The following is an 18408-nucleotide window of genomic DNA, read 5'->3' as shown; positions in this document are numbered from 1 at the left end:
GGTGAGGGCCACCGATGCCGCTACGCTGCAGCGCGTGGAGCTGCTGGAGCGCGCCCCGCAGATCGCCGCGTTGCACGACATCCATGCCGGAGTGGTCGACGGCGGCGGTCGCATCGTGTTCGTCAGCGGTGAGGCCGGGATCGGCAAGACGGCTCTGGTCCGTGCCTTCTGCGCGGCGCTGGCGGCCGACACCGTCGTGCGACAGGGCTTCTGCGACGCGCTCAGCACGCCGCGGGCGCTCGGCCCACTGCACGACATCGCGCGCTCCTGTCCCGACCACGTGCGCCGGCAGCTGATCGACAACGGCGACCGGCACGCGGCCTTCGCCTGCTTCCTGGATCTGATCGGCTCGGACACTCCCTCCGGTCGGCCGTCGGTGACCGTGGTCGAGGACGCGCACTGGGCCGATGAGGCCACCCTGGATCTCCTGCAGTTCGTCGGCCGCCGCATCGCCGCGCTCCCAGCGCTGGTCGTGGTCACCTACCGCAGCGAGGAAGTGGGCCGCGGACACCACCTGCGCCGCGTGCTGGGCGACCTCGCCGGGTCCGGCACCGTCGCGCACCTGACCGTCGGACCGCTGTCGCAGGCAGCGGTCACCCGACTGGCCGCGGAGACCGGCCGGGACGGCGCCCGCATCCACGAGGTGACCGGCGGAAATCCCTTCTTCGTGACCGAGGTCCTCGGCGCCGGTGTGTCGCACGTGCCCGCCACGGTCCGCGACGCCGTGCTGGCGCGAGCTGCGCGGGTGAGCACGGCGGCCCGCGACGTCCTCGATGCGGTCTCGCTGGTGCCGGACGGAGCCGAGGTCGACCTGCTCGACGCGATCGTCGACGCCGCGCCGTCCGAACTCGACGAATGCGTCCGATCCGGCATGTTGGTGCTGCAGCTCCGTACCGTCCGATTCAGACACGAGCTCGCCCGCAGGGCCGTGGCCGCCGATGTTCCCGTCGCCCTCGCCGCGCAGCTGCACGCCCGGATACTGGGGTACCTCGAGACGCTCGACAGGGTCGACCCCGCCCGCATGTCGTTCCACGCCGACGCGGCAGGCGCGGTCACGGCGGTGCTGCGCTTCGCTCCCGTCGCCGCCGAGCAGGCGGCGAGGGTCGGCGCGCACCGGGAGGCCGCGGCGCACTACGGGCGGGCGCTGCGCTGGGCCGCCGGAGCACCCCGCGCGCTACGGGCCGACCTGTGGGAATCCCTGTCGGACATGTACGAGCAGGGCGGTGAGCTCGCCGATGCCATCGACGCGGCCACCCGATCGATCGAGCTGTGGCAGGCGGCCGGCAACACGGCACGAGCGGGCGTGGTCATGGCCCGGCACTCGCACATGCTGTGGATGTCCGGACGCGGCAGCGAGGCGCACGAGACCGCAGCCGCCTCCGTCGCGCTGCTCGAAACGCTGCCGCCCAGTGCCGGCCTCGCCGCCGCCTACGCCGCGGTGGCCAGGCTGCACATGCTCGCCCGGGACGCGCCTCGCGCCATCGAGCTGGGTGACCGGGCCATCAACATCGCGCGGCGCCATCACGACGTCCGCACGTTCGGACGCGCCCTCAACACCGTCGGGAGTGCCCACTTCTGGATCGATCCTGATCGCGCGGCCGAGCTGCTGACCCAGGGTCTGGCGGCCGCCCACGAGGTCGGCGACGTGATCGGGGCGGGCCAGGCGATGGCCAACCTCGGGTCCGGCGCCGCGGAGTACCGCCGCTACGCGCTGGCCGAGCACTGGCTCGGCGAGACCGTCACCTGGTGCAAGCAGCGGGATCTGGACAACTCGCGCTACTACGCGCTCGCCTGGCGCGCCCGGTGCGCGTTCGAGCAGGGCCGGTGGGGCGATGCGACCGCTGCGGCCTCGGAGGTGATCTCGGTCCGCGCTCAGCACGTGCCCGCGCAGATCGTCGCGCTGACGGTGCTCGGCAGGCTGCGCGTGCGTCGTGGCGATCCCGCGGCCCAGGAACCGCTGGACCGGGCGTGGACACTGGCCGGGCAGATCAACGACCTGGAACGGCTCTGGCCCGTTGCCGCAGCGCGCGCCGAGGCGGCGTGGCTCGACGGTGCCGTGGATCTGATCCCGGCGCTGGTGCGCGACACCTACGCGCTGGCCGCGCGCGTGCGGCACGAGTGGGCGACCGGCGAGCTCGGCTACTGGCTGTCGGTCACCGGCGATGCCGTCGAACCGGCGAGCTACCTGGCCCGGCCCTATGCACTGCAGATCCGTCGCGATCCGGCCGCGGCCGCGACCGCATGGCACGAACTCGGCTGCCCCTACGAGGAGGCGGTGGCGCGCAGCGAGGGCACCGATCCCGACGCCTTGATCGCCGCACTGCACAGCCTCCGGGAGCTGGGCGCCTGGCCCGCTGCCGAGCTGGTGGCCCGGCGCATGCGCGAGCATGGCCTGCGCCACCCCGCACGCCAACCCCGCCGGGCGACCCGCGACAACCCGGCGCTGCTCACCGACCGCCAGGTCGAGGTGCTCCGACTGCTGGCAGGTGGGCAGCGCAACGCCGCCATCGCCGCGCACCTCCACATCTCGGTCAAGACCGTCGACCACCACGTCTCGGCGATCCTCGGCAAGATCGGGGTGAGCACGCGGCAGGAGGCGGCGCACTGGGCTGCCGAACGGGGGAACCTCTCCCCCGCCCCCTGACGGGAGGCGAGCAGCCGCTCACCCTCCCATCAGCGCTGGTCGTCGGCCGTATCGCGGGCGGACAGGACGATCTTTCCGATGGCCAGCCGCGACTCCAGGCGGCGATGGGCGTCCGCCGCGTCGGCGAAGGCGAAGGTCGAGTCCCGCGGGACGGCGAACCGCCCGGTGGCGACACCGTCGAGCAGGCCGAGGAGATCGGGGCGGCTGTCCCAGCCGTGGTCGCGCAGGTCGTTGATCTGGAAGCCGTGGATGCTGACGTTGCGCGGGTAGAAGTCCCGGGTGTCGATCGTCGACGGCGCGAGCTCCACGTTGGCCAGCGCCACCACCCGTCCACCGCGGGCGACGGCCTTCAGGCCGGCCGCGAACGTGGCGCCGCCGACGAGGTCGAGCACCACGTCGACGCCACGGCCGTCGGTCCGTTCGAGCGTCGCCGCAGCGACTCCGCCGGCACCGGGATCGAGGACCTCGACGCCGTCGATCCCGGCCAGCCACTCCCGCTTCGCCGCCGAGCCTGCGGTGGCCAGGACCCTGGCACCGAGACCCGTCGCGATCTGCACCGCCGCACTGCCGACACCGCTGGCCGCGGCAGGCACGAGCACGCTCTGCCCGGCCTGCAGCACGCCCAGCCGGACGAGGCAGTAGTACGCCGACAACCACGCCGTGGGCAGCCCGGCGGCATCGCCGAGATCGACCCGGTCCGGCACGATGACCACCGAGCCCGCGTCGAGGGCGGCCCGCTCCGCGTAGAAACCGGGCGCACCTGTCGCGCCCCAGCCCAGTACCCGCTGCCCGACCTCCAGACCGCGGACCCGCGCACCCAGCGCGGCGATGGTCCCGGCGCCCTCCACCCCCGGGATCGCGGGCAGCGGCGCTCCACGGTGATAGCCGCCCGACCGGAAGAGCACATCGAGCCGGTTGACCCCGGCCGCCTCCACGGCGATCACGACCTCGTCGGGGCCGGGCACCGGGTCCGGCACCTCGGTCCACACCAGATTCTCCGGCGGACCGAACGTCGCCAACCGCACCGCGTGCACGTGAACCTCCTCAGCAAGACCTTCCGCCTCCGAGGCTCCTCTGCCCCACGAGCACGGAGAAGTGGCCGACTGGTCATGTTGCAAAGGAATCCGGCCACGCATCGACTCGTGTCCCTGGCCGACTGGGTGGCGCGGTGAGGCCCGCCCGCGACGGCGCCAACCCATTGGCCTCCGCGCCAACGTCAGTACGTCGGCGCGGTGGCTACGAGGTTGGCGCGGTGGAGTCGCGCTGCCAGCAACCGCAGTTCAGGCAGCCGGCGTTTCCTCGCGCAGCAGCGCCCACGCCACCGCGCCCATGCCGATCGCGGTCAACGTCCATGCGGTCGCGTCGAGCGCCTGCACGCCGATGACGACGAACGCCACGAAATGCAGGGGCTGCGAGATGGTCAGCAACCAGGCGAAGACCGCCGGAACCTTCCGGGACTTCAGCAGCGCGAGACCCAGCAGCACCGTTCCCACGACGTGACCGACGACGAAGATGGCCAGCGCGACGGCGATCGCCGGATGGCCATGGTCGAGCAACTGCGCCGCCGCAGGTGTCCCCAGCCCTGCCTCGTTGGCCGACCACACCTCGGCGTCACCGGCGACGACGAACGCGAGCATCGTGTAGCCCGGCACGAGCAGCGCGACTGCCCACCACGTCAGACGGGGCGCAGCGGCGCGCGTCAGCCTCGCCGCCGCGAGCACGCCCGGCAGCAGCACGAGCACCGCCGCTGTCCCGAGCCACACGGTCGCACTGTGGCGCTCGGATGCGGCGGCGGCGGCCTGCACCGTTTCCGCAGCGGTCCCCGCGGAGAACGTCGGCATGATCGCGCGCAACGCAGCGATCAACGCCGGCCCCAACGGCAGCGCGATCGCCAGTGCCACCGCAGTGGGCCGGCCGAGTCGAGCCACCGGCGCGCTGCGCGCCGCACGGTCGGCGTCGTGCACCGCCTTACCCGTCGTCGCCAGGAACTCCTCCATCGCGGATCTCCTCCTCGTGCTCGGCTGTGTGACGAGCACACGCTCGTCGCGCGCCGTTCCCGCCGACAGAGCTGCACGACCGGTCACCTGGGCAGGTGCCCGGGTGTCCCGGGAAGATTTCCCGGGACACACCCGCGCTCTCGCGAGCACACTCCTGGTGCGACCGGAGTGGGAGGAGGCGCCGTGCCCGGCAGTGCGATGACCAGGCGATCGGCTATCGGCCTCGCAGCCGTCGCCGTCGCCGAGGCGGGTGGCGCCGTCGCGGCCGCTCTCGCATCCGGCTGGTCGTTCTCGCAGGCCGTGGACACCTACGTCGTCAGCAACCTCGCGATCGGTCTCGGGTTCGCGCTCTGCGGCGCGCTCATCGCCTACCACCGCCCCCGCCACCCCGTCGGCTGGCTCTATGCCGTTGGCGGCGTGCTCCAGCTGCTCAGCGCGGTCGCCGTGCCGACCGCGCAGGTGCTGCACGACCAGGACGCGCCGCTGTGGCTCGTCCGCTCGGCCGTCACGGTCTTCTCCTGGGCGTGGCCGTGGCACATCGGGCTCGTGCTGCCGCTGTCGCTGCTCCTGCTCCCCGACGGGCGGCTGCCCTCGCCACGCTGGCGCGCGGTGGCGTGGACGGTCGCGCTGACCGCGCCGCTGTTCGTCGTCGAGGTCGGCCTGTCGGACGAGAGCGTGTTGGAGCTGCCACCCGGCTACCTGACGCTGGCGTCCTACGCCGAGCTCGACCCCCTGTGGACCGCCAGCGAGTTGCGCTGGGCACTGTCGGTCGTCATCGGCGTCGCGGCGCTCGCCATCAGGTACCGGCGCGGTGACGAGCGGTTGCGCCGGCAGCTCCTCTGGCTGGTCGCCGCCGCTGCCGTCGTCCTCGCGGCGATCACGCCATGGGCACTCGTCGCCGGCACCCCGATCGCGGTCCTGTTCACCATCCCGCTGCTGCCGATCGCCATCACCGTCGGCATCCTGCGGTATCAACTGCTCGACATCCGGCTCGTCCTCGCGCGCGGGGTCGCCTACTTCCTGCTGTCCGCGCTCGTTCTGGGCGCCTACGCAGCGCTCGTGCTCGTCCTGTCCGGTGTCGCGTCGGCGCTGATCGTCGCGCTCGCCGCACTCCCGCTGCGGGCGCTGCTGCAACGCACGGTCGACCGGATGCTCTACGGCGAACGGAGGGACCCGCTGCGGGTGGCGTCGCGCGTCGGCGGACGGCTCGGCGTCGGGCTCGCCGGCACGCTCGACGAGATCCGCGAGTCACTGCACCTCCCGTGGGTCGAGGTACGGGTCGGCGACGAGGTCGCTGCGGCGTCGGGCCGACCGGTTCCGGCCACCGCGAGCATCCCGATCATCGACGACGGCCGGCTCATCGTCGGCCTGCGGTCGGGCGAGAAGCGCCTCTCGGCCCGCGACAAGCGGATACTGCACCTGTTGGCCGGGCCGCTCGCCACCGCCGTCCAGGCGACCCTGCTCTCCCATGACCTGCAAGCGTCACGCGAGCGGCTCGTCAACGCCCGGGAGGAGGAGCGACATCGCCTGCGCCGTGACCTCCACGACGGGCTCGGTCCGCTGCTCACCGGCGTGGCCATGACGGCGGATGCCGCAGCCAACCTGGCCGTCCGCGCACCGGAGGGGGCCATCGCGCTGCTCGCCGAGCTCCGCGCCGACACCCGGGTCGCCATCGGCGAGATCCGCCGCATCATCGACGACCTGCGACCGCCCGCACTCGACGAGCTCGGCCTCGTCGGCGCGCTACAGGCCCGCGCCGCGCGAACACGCACCCGCACCGACGGCGCTCCGTTGCACGCCAGTGTCGATGCACCACACGAGCCGCCCCTGCTGCCGCCTGCGATCGAGGTCGCGGCCTACCGCATCGCCACCGAGGCTCTCACCAACGCCGCGCGCCACTCCGACGCTCGCACCGTCGTGGTTCGGCTTGCCTGTACCGACGCGCTCACGGTCGAGGTTCTCGACGACGGCTCGACCGACGGCGAGTGGACGGTCGGCCTGGGACTCACCGGGATGCGCGAGCGTGCCGCCGAACTGGGCGGTCACTGCGTCGCCGGCCCCACGGGCAGCGGTGGTCGGGTACTGGTCTCCCTGCCGTTGGCGGGGTCGTGATCCGCGTCGTCGTCGCCGACGACCACCCGGTCGTGCGCAAGGGGCTCGTCGCGCTGCTCGAGTCGACCGGGGAGTTCGACGTCGTCGGCGTCGCGAGCACCGGCCGCGAGGCCGTACGGGAATGCGTCCTGCACCGTCCCGACGTCGCGCTGCTCGACCTGCACATGCCCGACCTCGACGGGTTCGGGACGACCCGCGAGCTCGCGCGTGTCGCACCGGAGGTCGCGGTCTGCGTGCTCACCATGCATGACGACGACGACTCGCTGTTCACGGCGATGAAGGCAGGAGCGCGCGGCTACCTCCTCAAGGGTGCCGAGCAAGAGGACATCGCGCGGGCCGTGCACGCTGTCGCGCGCGGCGAGGTCCTGTTCGCACCTGAGGTCGCCGGGCGCGTGCTCGGCAAGCTCTCCGGGCGAGACGCTCCACCGCCGCAGCCCTTTCCGCAGCTCACCCCGCGCGAGCTCGACGTGCTCGACCTCGTCGCCGCAGGCACCCCGACCGCGGACATCGCGGCGAGGCTCGGGCTGACGGTCAAGACCGTCGGCAACAACGTCTCCACGATCCTCGGCAAGCTCGGGCTGGCCGACCGCGCACAGGCCGCCGTCGTCGCCCGCGACGCCGGACTCGGCCACGCGGATCGAGTAGCGAAGCGGCGTCTCGCACGGGAGTGATCAGGCCTCATCAGGGAGGCCAGCGCGGTTCATGCGACTCACCGAACACGGGCGGCGGTCGGGGCCGCACCCTCGAGATCGCCCGGTCGATCACCGTGTGCGTCGCCGCTGCGCAGCGCCGCCTCGAACGTGTCGGTTGCCAGGTCGAGCCGACCGTGCGCCTTGTGGTCCTGACCGAGGCCGTTCAGCGCCACTTGCTCGCACCGGTGATCGCCGGCTTCTCGCGCCATGTCGAGTGCCCGCTTGAACTCCACGACCGCCGGCGAGCCCCGCCTCAGTTTGCCCCAGCCAAGGCCGAGTTGCGCGTCGAGATCCCCACTGCGGAAGCCGGCGAGACCGGCGATCTCCTGAGCGGTCGCGTAGTGCTCGGCGGCCACATCGAACTTCCCTCGAAAGGCGTGGATCTCGCCGAGGCCGAGGCGTGCCGCGCCCTCTCCGAGAGGATGACCGATGGCGAGAGCGGTGCTCAGGGCCCGCTCGAAGCTGTCCCGGGCGTGATCCATCCGGCCGCGCAGCCGTTGCACCGCGCCCAGGCGGTCAGGGCGTCCGTCTCGCGGACGTCGTTTCGAGAGATCCGGATGCGACGCCGCCGATCCCTCCGAACGTCATGGTGTGGCGATCGGTACGGGTAGGCGGCGACACCAAGACAGGGAAGTCCCGTCGAACACTGGCGATGCCTGGCCGGTGCATTGCTGGGCTCGAACGCCAGCGGGTCAGGCAGGACGCCGCTCGCTCGGCTGCAGGACCGCGATGGCGAGACGGCGGGCTCGTGTTCGCCTCGCAGGTGGGGACCCGACTCGACTCGCACAACGTTCGTCGCGGATTCCGTCGGGTGCTCACGGCCGCCGGCCTCACGGCAGGTGAGTGGACGCCGCGTGAGCTACGCCATAGCTTCGTCTCGCTGCTCTCCGATGCCCGGGTGCCGATCGAACTCATCGCTCGGCTCGTGGGTCACAGCGGCACGACCGTGACGGAGCAGGTCTACCGGCACCAGCTCCGGCCGGTCCTGGAGGACGGCGCGACAGCGATGGACCGCATCTTCCCGGGCGGTAGTCACTCAGTGAGGTACTCAGGGCAAAAAAGCAGGCCCCGTCCGCGATGCGGACGGGGCCTGACCTGGTGGGCGATACTGGGATTGAACCAGTGACCCCTTCCGTGTCAAGGAAGTGCTCTCCCACTGAGCTAATCACCCGAGGCGGAGGCGGGAATCGAACCCGCGTACAGGGCTTTGCAGGCCCTTGCCTAAGCCACTCGGCCACTCCGCCGCCCGTGAACCCTCGGCAGTTGTAGCATCCGGAGAGTTCGAACTGGGAGGTCCGACGGGACCCGAAGTTCCTCCGAGCGGACGACGGGATTCGAACCCGCGACCCTCACCTTGGCAAGGTGATGCGCTACCAGCTGCGCTACGTCCGCATTTGCAGCGTCTCCGCTGCGTTGTAGAAGAACCTTAGCGCAGGTTCTCCTGCTGTCCTACACCGGGTCCCCCGGCCCGCCTGGCGGGCCGCGGACCAGGGCTTTCAGTCACGTGCAGGGTCGTTCAGGAGGTCCGAGAGCGCCACATCGAAGTCCAGCCAGTCGTACTCGGTCTCCGACGGCACCGCGACGTAGGTCTGGTGCAGGAAGTCGCCGAGCGTCTGGGCACACGTCGTGAAGACCGCGTGACCGGACGGCGAGGACAGCTCCAGCTGCACTCGGTGGGGGTTGTGCGGCATCGGCTGTACCTGGACATCACCGGTACCCGCAGGGGCGATCAGACCGTCGTGCAGCAGGTCCCGGGCGAACACCCAGTCGACAGCCGTCCCGTTGCCGGTCCGGAACGAAGCCTGCACCGCGTAGGGATCGCGGCTGTTGTAAGTCAGATCGACCTTGACGGGCACGACCGGCGCATCAGGGGCGATCAGCTCGAACACCGCCGGTGAGCAGATGACCGTGTGCTCGTCTCGCATCGTGCGTCCTCTTTCGTGGTCCCGCGTGGCTCGTCATGCGGAAAAACGACTGTGACGCGAAGATGTGACGGGTCGAGGGACACGGACTCAAGGTTGCGGCCCGGCATCACCCTGACGGGGCAGTGGAGCGGGGCAACACGTCCGATCGACGACAGGTACGGAATCCGTTCGGGTCTAATCTGAACCGCACGCCACCCCTGGCGCGAACACAGGACGTGAGGATCCAGCTGGTGGCCGTCGCCGACCCATCCAATTCGCCGAGCAGGCAGGGACGGACGGGCGCTCGACAGGTCCGCGCCCAGGAGCCCGCCGACGAATCACTCGTTCGGCGGATCATGGACGGTGATCAGTCGGCATTGGGGGAGCTCTACGACCGGTACGGCCGTCCGGCGTACTCACTCGCTCGGCGCATCTGCGCCGACGAGGGCCTCGCCGAGGACGTCGTGCAGGAGGTCTTCCTCGCGTTCTGGCGCGATCCGCAGCGCTACGACGTGAAACGCGGCTCGTTCGGCACCTGGCTGCTGACACTCGTGCACCACAAGTCCGTCGACGCGGTGCGCCGCGAGAGCGCCATCCGCAGAAGGACGGTGCCGGCGGCCGAGGAGGGCGACGAACGGGGCGCACCGCCGGGCCCGGGCGCCGACCAGGCCGCGCTGGGCAACGTCGTGGCCGGCCAGGTGCGCGACGCGCTCGGGACGCTGCCGCTCGAACAGCGGCAGGCACTGACGCTGGCCTACTTCGGCGGCTACACGCAGCGCGAGGTGGCGGCGCTGACCGGCGTGCCTCTCGGCACCGTCAAATCGAGGATGTTCACCGGGGTGCAGCGGTTGCGCGGCGCGCTCGGGCCGCTGCTGGGCGATCTCACCACAGACTTCGGAGGAGGGGCGTGATGGACAAGGCATCGGACACCCCCTGCTCCATGACAGAGCAGGCCGTCGGCTGGGCGCTGCACGCGCTCGAGCCCGACGAGGAGATGGCGGTGGCCCGCCACGTTCCGCAGTGCGCAGACTGCCAGGCCGTCGTGAAGGACGTCGAGGAGACGTTCGTGCAGTTGGGAGCGGCGATCGAGCAGGTCGAGCCGCCCGCATCGCTGCGGGCGTCGATCATGAGCGCCGTGGCGGAGACGCCCCAGCAGCCCGTGACGCGGCTCCCGGTCGCGCCGTCACGCCATGCGGCCGCGCCGGCCACACCGCGCCGGATCTCGCGGCCCCGGCGGATGGAGCGCAGCTCCCGGTGGTCACGCGGCACGCTCGTCGGGGCCTCGATGGCGCTGGTCGCCGTGCTGGCCATCGGTGGGCTCACCGCCCGCACGATCCAGTTGCAGCAGCAGCGCGACAGCGCCACCGCGCAGGCGGCGAGCATCACCGACCTCGTCTCCCAGATCGACCGGCCCGGCGTCGAACACGCCGTGCTGGCCGACGCCAGCGGCGCACCGGTCGCGGCCGTGCTCGTCGCGGGTGGCCGCAGCCAGGTCGTCGCCATGGCCATGGCGGCCAACGCCGGCGACCACACCTACGTCCTGTGGGGTATCCGGGCAGGTGAGTCGCCGCAGCCACTGGGCGCCTTCGACGTCTCCGGCTCGACGGAGGGCCTGCGGACCGTAGGATCGGGTGGGGGCTTCAGCACGTACGCGATCTCGCTCGAACCGGGTCGCGTCGCCCCTGCCGTACCGACAGACGTGGTGGCCAAGGGACAGGTGGCGGTCTGAGCACGACCGACGAGGAGCAGCACCAGGGATTCCGGTCGCGCCTGCAGGCGCGACCCGGGCTCCTGCTCGCCTACCGGATCGGCGTCGGCGTGGTCGGCGGACTCGTCGTGGCGCTGGGGATCATCGCCATCCCCTACCCCGGCCCCGGCTGGCTCATCGTCTTCGCCGGCCTGGCCATCCTGGCCACCGAGTTCCACTGGGCGAAGCGCGTCCTGACGTTCGCGCGCGGCCGCTATGACGCCTGGACCGCGTGGCTCGGCCGCCAGAACCTCCTCGTCAAGCTCGCCGTGCTCACCCTCACCGCAGCGGTCGTGCTGGCGAGCCTGTACCTGCTCAACGCGCTCTACCTGGTGGCGGGCTGGATCGGGCTCGACGGGTGGACCTGGTTGCAGAGCCCGTTCTTCGGGTGATGTAAGGTCTTCTCCAGCAGCGGGCGATTAGCTCAGGGGGAGAGCGCTTCGTTCACACCGAAGAGGTCACTGGTTCGATCCCAGTATCGCCCACGCGCACAGAAGGCCCCTGACCTGCAAAGGCTCGGGGCCTTCTAGCGTTCTGGCCCTCGTTCGGGTCGTCGCGGGGCCCGGTTGGTAAACGGATCGGTAAACATCGGTCGTTCGCCGCGGCGCGGCGTCGCCTGGTCGTCCTCGGGGCTGACGAAGAGGCCGGCGATCTGCTCGGCAGCGGTGCGGTCGAGCTCGGGTATGTCGGCGGTGTAGGTCTCGAGGGTGAACGCGACGGTGGCGTGTCCGAGCCGAGTGCTGATGATCTTGGCCGCTTGATCCTCTCGCGCAAGGCCGAGCCCTTGATCATGGTCGCGACCGGGTTGCTCCGGTTCGCCGTCGTCTCAGCGCTCGGGCTGGTCGTGCTGCAGTCGGCCTTGCGCGCCGGCGATGCGTTCGCCGCGCAACTGCTCAACGGCGCGGCGAACAACTTCGCGCTGCTGATGCGTGACCTCCTGACCCAGGACCACACCGGGGTCGGCAGCTTCGTGGTCTTCCTCGTCTCCCTCGTCGCCGCGGTCGCCTCACTGGCGCAGTGGTTGTTCATGGCGATCCGGCAGGCCGGACTCCTGGTCATGGCCGCCATGCTCCCGCTCGCGGCATCGGGGTCCTTGACGCGAACGACCCGCAGCTGGCTCGACCGCCTGATGGCCTGGCTGATCGCCATCGTCGTCTACAAGCCCGCAGCTGCATTCATCTATTACATCGGTTTTGCCTACCTGTCCTCACCGAGCTCGAACGAACCCGGCGGGATCAGCACCCTGCTGACCGGCTGCGTCGTGCTGATCCTCGCCGTGATCGCGCTACCGGTCCTGCTCAAGTTCTTCTCCTGGTCAGGCCTGCAGATCAGCGGCTCCGGCGGTGGTGGATCGGGTCTGCTCGGGGCCGCCGGCGCCATACGCCCGCCAAAGATCGCCCATCAGCCACCTCGCTCCCCGCCGGATGCGCGAGCACCGCGTCGACCCGATCCTGATCCACCCGGGCGATCGGATCACCTTCAGTGAGATCACCGAAGCGGAGCTCGTGGAGCTGCGCAGGCAGGTCTTCGAGGGCCGCTACGACTACGAGATCGAACCCGGTCAGTACGCCGTCGCCGATCACTTCGCCGTCGCGTCGGAGCCTGCCGTCGTGGCCGAGGCAGAGCGGCGGCGTGCGGCACGCAGCGCCGCGCAGAAGCTGGTCAAGATCCCGTGAGCGCTCAGGCAGCGACGCCGATGCTCGAGATCGTCGATCCCGGACTGCAGACGACCGTGCAGGACTACCCCGGCAGGCTCGGCCGCCAGTCTCTCGGCTTCTTCCCCTGCGGGCCCGTGGATCACCTCGCGTTCCGCGCCGCGAACCTGCTCGTGGGCAACCGGCAGGGGGCCGCAGCGCTGGAAATCCCGCAAGGCCGCTTCCAGGCGAACGTCCTGAACTCCGGCACCATCGCGATCACGGGACCGGACACGAGCCTCACCGTCAACGGCAAGGCAGCGTCGCAGTGGGAGTCGATCCCGGTGAAGGAGGGCGACGTCGTTGCGAGCGGCCTCATCCGCGGCCCCGGCTACCGCTTGTACCTGGCCGTCGCAGGTGGCATCGAGGTCCGTGACGCGTTCGGATCGCGGGCCACCCACCTCGTCGCCGGCATCGGCGGCTTCGACGGGCGGGCGCTCGAGCGCGCCGACGTCCTCGACGTCGCCGTCACGACCGAACCCGCACGGCTCAAGCGGCTGCCGGTCTCGCTGCGCCCCACCTACACCACGACGTGGGAGATCGAAACGATCATGGGCCCACACGCGGACCCGGACTTCCTCACACAGACCGACGTCGAGCACTTCGTCACCACCATGTGGCGCTGCGACCTCAACTCCGACCGCGTCGGTGTCCGGCTCAACCCTCACCGCTTCCAGTGGGCACGCGAGACCGGCGATGTCGCCGGCGGGCATCCATCGAACGTGCTGGACAACAGCTACCCGCTCGGCGGCATCCTGGCCTACGGCGACGTGCTGACGATCCTGGGACCGGAGAGCAACTCATCGGGAGGTTTCGCCGTCATCGCCACCATCGCCGAGGCCGCACTGTGGAAGGTGGGCCAGCTCAGACCCGGCCGAGACACCGTCGTGTTCCGCGAGGTCGACCTGGCGCAGGCAGCCGCCCTGCACGACCACGTCGCGCATGTCCTCGACGCCCGACACCTCGACCGGGCATGAACACCGACGAGTTGCTGGCCGTGGACCGGGCGCATGTCTGGCACCCCTACGCATCGATGCCGGCGACGGTCGCGCCGGTACCGATCGTCGCCGCGCGCGGCGTGCACCTCACGACGGCCGATGGGCGGGAACTTGTCGACGGGATGTCGTCCTGGCCGCGATCCACGGATACCGACACCCCGTCCTCGACACTGCTGTCACCGAACAGCTGAGCCGGATGAGCCACGTCATGTTCGGTGGCCTCACCCACGGCCCCGCCGTCGACCTCGCACGTCTGCTCGTCGAGATCACCCCCGAACCACTCGAACACGTCTTCCTCGCCGACTCCGGCTCCGTGTCGGTCGAGGTCGCCATCACTACTCCCGCCGGGTCGGGCACTCCATGATCGACCGAGAGCTCTACCTCACGCAATCCTGGGCCACCGACGCCGAGCGGCGGGCTGAAGCGGGAGTGCCTGAGCCGGTGGCGTTCGCGACCAAACCTGCACCGGCCGCGGCCATGATCACCCAGGCCCTCGAGGCGGGGGTCCCGGCGCGGTGGTTGACCGGGGACGAGGTCTACGGCGCCGACCCTTGTTGACCGCCGCTCAGGATGACGACGTAGGGCCTGGTTGGTGCCGTTGAGCGTGCGGATCTGCATGGTGGCGGGCGGGTCGTGTTGACCGGGTTCGTCGGCGCCGCCACCGTGACGATCTTCGGGTCGGGGTAGGCCACGGCGGCCCTCCCGCTGTCGTCCTTGGCCGGCTGCTGCGGGAGGGCCGTGTGGTTGCGCTCGGAGGCGCGATGCTCACGGAAGAGACCGACACCGCAGCAGTCGAGGAACGCCTGCGATCGGGCCGGTTGGCGTGTCCGGGATGCGCGGGCGTGCTCGCCGGGTGGGGCCGGGCTCGGGCCCGGACGGTCCGCGGGCCGGACGGCGGTGTTCGGGTCGTGCCGCGGAGATCACGGTGCACCGGCTGCCGGGCGACGCACGTGCTGTTGCCGGTGTTGTTGCTGGTCCGGCGAGCGGCCACGGGCGCGGTGATCGGGGCGGCGCTGGCGGCGGAGACGGCCGGGGTCGGGCACCGCCGGATCGCCGAGCGGCTGGACCGGCCGCCCGGGACGGTGCGTGACTGGCTGCGGCGTTTCGGTGCGCGGGTCGAGGCGGTGCGGGTGGTGTTCACCCGGTGGTGCCGGGCGCTGGCGCCGGATCCGGAGTCGCCGGGTCCGGCCGGTTCCGGGTGGGCGGACGCGGTCGCCGCGGTGTCCGCCGCAGCGAAGGCGTTCATGGCCAGGTTCTCCGTCGAGGTGCCGGTCTGTCAGGTCGTCTCGGCGGTGTCGGCGGGGCGTTTGCTGTCGCCGGGCTGGCCCGCCCGGACCGGCCAGGGCTGATCAACACGAGTTGCCCCTGACGCTGGTGGATCTTCCTCGCTGATCATCGCCGCTTGTCCTGACAACGCGCACGGCGAACCCGACGAGGAGGTGGCTCACCGATGGCGGTGAGAGATGACGAGGTGGCGGCGCGGACGGAGCGGGCTCGGGCGATCGGGTTGTTCCGCTACGAGTTGATCCGCCATGCGGCCGACCCGGGTTGTCGACCAAGGCCCGCGGCCGGCTGGTGCGTGAGATCGCCGCCCGCGAGCACGTGCCCCGGCCGGGCGGCGACGGCGGATCTCTCGCGACACCCTGGACCGGTGGATCCGGGCGTGGCGTCGGGGCGTGGCGTCGGGGCGGTTCGATGCCCTGGTCCCCGCTCCGCGCCAGTCCAGCCCGCGGTTACCGGTCGAGGTGATCGAGATGGCGGTCTCGCTCAAGCGGGAGAACCCGGCCCGGACCGCCGCGCAGGTGCGGCGGATCTTGCGCGCCCAGATCGGGTGGGCGCTGGCACCGGGCAGCGGAGGCTCGTCCAAGCGATGGTGGCCCTGGAGCGTTCGCCCACGCATCCACACCTCTAGGTGACACGGTCCGCCCACCATGTCGCGGCCCTCTCCCCCGCGGACAACGCCGCGCATAGCCGTTGTCCGTGCCGGACAGCGACGATGCCGCTTGCAGGACCCTACGCTTGATGGACGCAGGCGGCTGATCAGGAGGAACACCGGTGACGGATGCAGCTCGGGCCGTGGGTGCTGTGGGCCTGATCGAGACCAAAGGCCTCGTCGGGGCGATCGAGGCCGCGGACGCGATGGTCAAGGCCGCGAACGTGGCGATCGAGGGCTATCGCACACTGCGCAACGGGCAGGTGTCGATCGTCGTGCGAGGCGACGTCGGCGCAGTGACGGCAGCCGTTTCCGCGGGGCGAGCGGCGGCTCTCGCAGTGGGTGAGCTCTACACGAGCCACGTCATCCCGCGGCCGCACGACGAGACCGAGGGTGTCATCGGCGAGGCCATCACCCCTACCGGCTGATCCGAGCCGATCAGCCCAGGTCGATCTCGCCGGGAGCGTCGCTGTTGGTCCCCTGGTTGACCTGCAGCAGACGCAGAGCGAAGTCGGCCCGCATCCGGTCCTCGTGCCGGCTCAGGTCGAGACCGGTGAGCTGCTTGATCCGCTCCAGGCGGTAGCGCAGCGTCTTGTGGTGCACGAAGAGCCGCTCCGCAGCGATCCGCTGCGAGCAGTCGGCATCGAAGAACGCCCGCAACGTGCGGATGAGAGCACCGTCGTTCTCGCGGTCGTAGGCGACGAGCGGGCCCGTGACGTCCTCGATGAACGTCTGCAGATCCGGGTCGGTACCCGAACCGAGCAGCAGCCGCACGATACCGAGCTCCTCGTAGAGGAAGACGTTCTGCCCGCCGAGGCGCCGCGCCGCCGACAGCGCCGTGCGGGCCTCGTTCAGCGCGCTCGGCAGTTCGGTGACGTCGGTGTGGACCCGGCTGATCCCCCAGGTCAGGCGAAGGCCGGGACGGGAGTTGTGGACCCCGGCGGAGAAGGCGCTCGCCAGGTCCTTCACCGCGGCCGCGTCCAGATCGGTGGCCACCGCGACCAACAGGTCGCCGCGCAGGCTCGACAGCGCCAGGCCACGGCTGCCGTCGAGGGTGCGGACGGTACGCAGCACCTCCCGGCGGACCCGGTCGGTCTGGGAGGTGTCCCAGCCCCCTTCGGCCGCGAGCTCCTCGACGTTCTCGATGCGGCCGTGCACCACCCGCAGCGCCTTCGTGAGCGTGATGCCGAGCTGCTGGGCTCGGGTCCGAGCGGCGAGCCGATGCTCGACCGGACCTTGCAGCAGATCCCACAGGACCTGCTCGATCACCTCCGACCGGACGCGGCTGGCGGCCCGTTCGCGCAGCAGGGCCAGCGAGCACGCCATGCCGACCTGGCCAGCGACGGCTTCCATCAGCTCGGCCGAGTGCCCGCCCTGCACGAGCGCGACGTGGCCCGCGCGGTCGCCGTCGGCGAACACCGGTCGCAGCCACAGGCGCGGTTCGACCTGGCGCTGGCGATGCTTCGACGTTCCCGGTGGTGCCATCGTGGTCGGCAGGATGCCGACCATCCTGGGCCCGCTGTGTGCGGCGATCAGTTCACCGTCGGGACCGTAGACACCGACCTCGCAGTCGAGCTCAGTGGCGACGACGCGCGTGATCGCGGGCAGCCCGCCGCCCTCGATCACGGTCGAGAGCAGCTGCTGCTGCAACGTCGACGACCGGTCGAGCACAGAGACCTGCTGCTGCAGGGCATCGCGGGCGCGCTCGGTCTCGGCGGCCAACGCGACCTGCTCGTCGTGCAGGCGGGCGTTGTCGATCGCGATCGTGGCGAAGTCGGCGAGGGTGACCATGCGCCGGATGTCGCGGTCGGTGAAGACCGAGCGGCGGCGGCGCCAGACCTCCAGGACGCCGACGAACTCACCACGCAGGCGCAGCGGCACAGCCAGGGCGGAGCGGGTCTCCTCCTTCTGCGCCAGTGACATGAAGTCCTGGCTGATCGTCTCGTCCTCGAGGTAGGAGTCGACCTTCGCCGGTTCCCCGGTCAAGAACACCAGGCCCGCGACGCCCTGGCCGCGCCGCATCCGGAGTCGGGCTGTCTGCGCCACACGGTTGCCGACGCACGACTGCATCCGCACCTCGTCGCCTTCGCGGAGCATGACCCCGCAGATGTCGGAATCGAGCAGCCGCAGCGTCCGTTCCGCGATGGTGAGCAGGGTCTGGTCGACGTCACGCACCGCCAGCAGCTGCTGGACGACCTCGCCGATCGCCTGGGTCTCCACGGCTGCTGCGTCGATCTCGACCGCCGCCGACGTGCGCTGGGACAGCAGTGACAACCACACGCACCCCTGGCGCAGCAGGCGTCGCCACCCTGTTTCGAGCGTCACTGACGGGTCCCAGCAGATGGCGACGCACCCGTCCGCGGCCGCGATGACGCTGTGGTGATCGTGGGGTACCGTGCGGCAGGCCCCCGATGTCGGCAGTCCCGCCACCCCGGTGCCCGGGCCTGCGATGCAGGTCCAGCGCTCATCGGTCCACACCGCAATCGTCAGCGGGGTACCGATGAGCAGTGAGGTGCGGGCAGCGAAATCGCCTGCGGCGACACCGATGTCGCCGGGCAGCGTCGTCAACAGCTCGGCCACGGCCTCGACGGCACCCGCTGCAGCGGCAGCGCGCGGCGGCGGCACGTCGATCTGTGCCACGGCGACGTCACGCGCTCCCGATGCCATCGTTGGCTCCACTTCCGTCG

At 71.1% G+C, this 18408-nt stretch carries 18 protein-coding genes, 4 tRNA genes and 1 pseudogene; 15 read left to right on the top strand and 8 right to left on the bottom strand.

Annotation, left to right across the window (positions count from 1 at the left end; translation table 11 throughout):
- Positions 1–34 precede the first annotated feature (34 nt).
- On the top strand, positions 35–2644 hold the full coding sequence (locus ACFPFQ_RS32060) for a helix-turn-helix transcriptional regulator (RefSeq protein ID WP_379625586.1): 2610 nt from the start codon (positions 35–37) through the stop codon (positions 2642–2644).
- Positions 2645–2673: 29 nt separating this feature from the next.
- On the opposite strand, the gene ACFPFQ_RS32055 is transcribed toward ACFPFQ_RS32060, so the two are convergent.
- Together ACFPFQ_RS32055 and ACFPFQ_RS32050 are read right to left on the bottom strand one after the other, a co-directional pair.
- Positions 2674–3678 carry a quinone oxidoreductase family protein gene (locus ACFPFQ_RS32055; protein ID WP_379625584.1) on the bottom strand — a complete coding sequence of 335 codons (1005 nt, stop codon included), beginning with the start codon at positions 3676–3678 and terminating at the stop codon, positions 2674–2676.
- Between the two features lie 246 nt (positions 3679–3924).
- Complete coding sequence (locus tag ACFPFQ_RS32050; protein WP_379625582.1) at positions 3925–4641, bottom strand: hypothetical protein; 717 nt, start codon at positions 4639–4641, stop codon at positions 3925–3927.
- Between the two features lie 183 nt (positions 4642–4824).
- Between ACFPFQ_RS32050 and ACFPFQ_RS32045 the strand changes: the two genes are divergently transcribed.
- Positions 4825–6753 carry a sensor histidine kinase gene (locus ACFPFQ_RS32045; RefSeq protein ID WP_379625580.1) on the top strand — a complete coding sequence of 643 codons (1929 nt, stop codon included), beginning with the start codon at positions 4825–4827 and terminating at the stop codon, positions 6751–6753.
- Entirely contained in the window at positions 6750–7424 is a 675-nt protein-coding gene (locus ACFPFQ_RS32040; RefSeq protein WP_379625578.1) for a response regulator, read from the top strand. Before ACFPFQ_RS32045 ends, ACFPFQ_RS32040 begins: the two co-directional genes overlap by 4 nt.
- A 38-nt stretch (positions 7425–7462) precedes the next feature.
- On the opposite strand, the gene ACFPFQ_RS32035 is transcribed toward ACFPFQ_RS32040, so the two are convergent.
- On the bottom strand, positions 7463–7948 hold the full coding sequence (locus ACFPFQ_RS32035) for a hypothetical protein (RefSeq protein WP_379625576.1): 486 nt from the start codon (positions 7946–7948) through the stop codon (positions 7463–7465).
- Between the two features lie 83 nt (positions 7949–8031).
- Here ACFPFQ_RS32035 and ACFPFQ_RS32030 point away from each other — a divergent pair, with 83 nt between their 5' ends.
- Entirely contained in the window at positions 8032–8571 is a 540-nt protein-coding gene (locus ACFPFQ_RS32030) for a site-specific integrase (protein ID WP_379625574.1), read from the top strand.
- On the opposite strand, the gene ACFPFQ_RS32025 is transcribed toward ACFPFQ_RS32030, so the two are convergent.
- From ACFPFQ_RS32025 to ACFPFQ_RS32010, 4 genes are all read right to left on the bottom strand, one after another.
- Positions 8542–8616: transfer RNA gene (locus tag ACFPFQ_RS32025), tRNA-Val, on the bottom strand. The two genes, ACFPFQ_RS32030 and ACFPFQ_RS32025, sit on opposite strands and share 30 nt — an antisense overlap.
- Position 8617: 1 nt before the next feature.
- Positions 8618–8689: transfer RNA gene (locus tag ACFPFQ_RS32020), tRNA-Cys, on the bottom strand.
- Between the two features lie 75 nt (positions 8690–8764).
- Positions 8765–8837, bottom strand: a tRNA-Gly gene (locus ACFPFQ_RS32015).
- Between the two features lie 104 nt (positions 8838–8941).
- Positions 8942–9370, bottom strand: a complete 429-nt coding sequence (locus tag ACFPFQ_RS32010; protein ID WP_379625572.1) for an SsgA family sporulation/cell division regulator — start codon at positions 9368–9370, stop codon at positions 8942–8944.
- Positions 9371–9585: 215 nt separating this feature from the next.
- On the opposite strand from ACFPFQ_RS32010, the gene ACFPFQ_RS32005 reads away from it, so the two are divergent.
- From ACFPFQ_RS32005 to ACFPFQ_RS31955, 11 genes and pseudogenes are all read left to right on the top strand, one after another.
- Positions 9586–10260: an RNA polymerase sigma factor gene (locus ACFPFQ_RS32005; RefSeq protein WP_379625570.1), complete on the top strand. Its 675-nt coding sequence runs from the start codon at positions 9586–9588 to the stop codon at positions 10258–10260.
- Positions 10261–10289: 29 nt separating this feature from the next.
- Positions 10290–11078 carry an anti-sigma factor gene (locus ACFPFQ_RS32000; protein ID WP_379625568.1) on the top strand — a complete coding sequence of 263 codons (789 nt, stop codon included), beginning with the start codon at positions 10290–10292 and terminating at the stop codon, positions 11076–11078.
- The gene (locus tag ACFPFQ_RS31995; RefSeq protein ID WP_379625946.1) at positions 11075–11488 is read left to right on the top strand and encodes a TIGR02611 family protein; all 414 of its coding nucleotides are present in this window, start codon (positions 11075–11077) and stop codon (positions 11486–11488) included. Before ACFPFQ_RS32000 ends, ACFPFQ_RS31995 begins: the two co-directional genes overlap by 4 nt.
- A gap of 21 nt (positions 11489–11509) precedes the next feature.
- Positions 11510–11581: transfer RNA gene (locus ACFPFQ_RS31990), tRNA-Val, on the top strand.
- 272 nt (positions 11582–11853) lie between these two features.
- Entirely contained in the window at positions 11854–12582 is a 729-nt protein-coding gene (locus tag ACFPFQ_RS31985) for a hypothetical protein (protein ID WP_379625566.1), read from the top strand.
- Between the two features lie 19 nt (positions 12583–12601).
- Positions 12602–12772 (top strand): hypothetical protein, encoded by a 171-nt coding sequence (locus ACFPFQ_RS31980; RefSeq protein WP_379625564.1) that lies wholly within the window; start codon positions 12602–12604, stop codon positions 12770–12772.
- Positions 12769–13767, top strand: a complete 999-nt coding sequence (locus ACFPFQ_RS31975; RefSeq protein ID WP_379625562.1) for a biotin-dependent carboxyltransferase family protein — start codon at positions 12769–12771, stop codon at positions 13765–13767. Before ACFPFQ_RS31980 ends, ACFPFQ_RS31975 begins: the two co-directional genes overlap by 4 nt.
- Positions 13764–14122: pseudogene (locus tag ACFPFQ_RS31970) on the top strand (aminotransferase class III-fold pyridoxal phosphate-dependent enzyme); the annotation flags it as partial. The gene ACFPFQ_RS31975 and the pseudogene ACFPFQ_RS31970, both read left to right, overlap by 4 nt.
- A gap of 26 nt (positions 14123–14148) precedes the next feature.
- Entirely contained in the window at positions 14149–14346 is a 198-nt protein-coding gene (locus ACFPFQ_RS31965) for a transposase (protein ID WP_379625560.1), read from the top strand.
- A 203-nt stretch (positions 14347–14549) separates the two neighbouring features.
- Positions 14550–15137, top strand: a complete 588-nt coding sequence (locus tag ACFPFQ_RS31960) for a helix-turn-helix domain-containing protein (RefSeq protein ID WP_379625559.1) — start codon at positions 14550–14552, stop codon at positions 15135–15137.
- A 706-nt stretch (positions 15138–15843) separates the two neighbouring features.
- Positions 15844–16149, top strand: coding sequence for a BMC domain-containing protein (locus ACFPFQ_RS31955; protein ID WP_379625557.1), 306 nt, complete (start codon positions 15844–15846; stop codon positions 16147–16149).
- A 10-nt stretch (positions 16150–16159) separates the two neighbouring features.
- Here the strand turns inward: ACFPFQ_RS31955 and ACFPFQ_RS31950 are convergent, their stop codons facing one another.
- On the bottom strand, positions 16160–18388 hold the full coding sequence (locus tag ACFPFQ_RS31950) for a helix-turn-helix domain-containing protein (protein WP_379625555.1): 2229 nt from the start codon (positions 18386–18388) through the stop codon (positions 16160–16162).
- Positions 18389–18408 lie beyond the last annotated feature (20 nt).

The sequence above is a fragment of the Pseudonocardia sp. GCM10023141 genome (genome assembly GCF_042653605.1).
The sequence above is the reverse complement of the archived record's forward strand: the minus strand, read 5'-3'. Positions and strand labels throughout refer to the sequence as shown.

Bases quoted from the DNA above. Each gene is read 5' to 3' on its own strand.
- ACFPFQ_RS32050 (WP_379625582.1), bottom strand. From the start codon at position 4,641: ATGGAGGAGTTCCTGGCGACGACGGGTAAGGCGGTGCACGACGCCGAC.
- ACFPFQ_RS32030 (WP_379625574.1), top strand. From the start codon at position 8,032: ATGGTGTGGCGATCGGTACGGGTAGGCGGCGACACCAAGACAGGGAAG.
- ACFPFQ_RS32010 (WP_379625572.1), bottom strand. From the start codon at position 9,370: ATGCGAGACGAGCACACGGTCATCTGCTCACCGGCGGTGTTCGAGCTG.
- ACFPFQ_RS32000 (WP_379625568.1), top strand. From the start codon at position 10,290: ATGACAGAGCAGGCCGTCGGCTGGGCGCTGCACGCGCTCGAGCCCGAC.
- ACFPFQ_RS31965 (WP_379625560.1), top strand. From the start codon at position 14,149: ATGATCGACCGAGAGCTCTACCTCACGCAATCCTGGGCCACCGACGCC.
- ACFPFQ_RS31960 (WP_379625559.1), top strand. From the start codon at position 14,550: ATGCTCACGGAAGAGACCGACACCGCAGCAGTCGAGGAACGCCTGCGA.
- ACFPFQ_RS31950 (WP_379625555.1), bottom strand. From the start codon at position 18,388: ATGGCATCGGGAGCGCGTGACGTCGCCGTGGCACAGATCGACGTGCCG.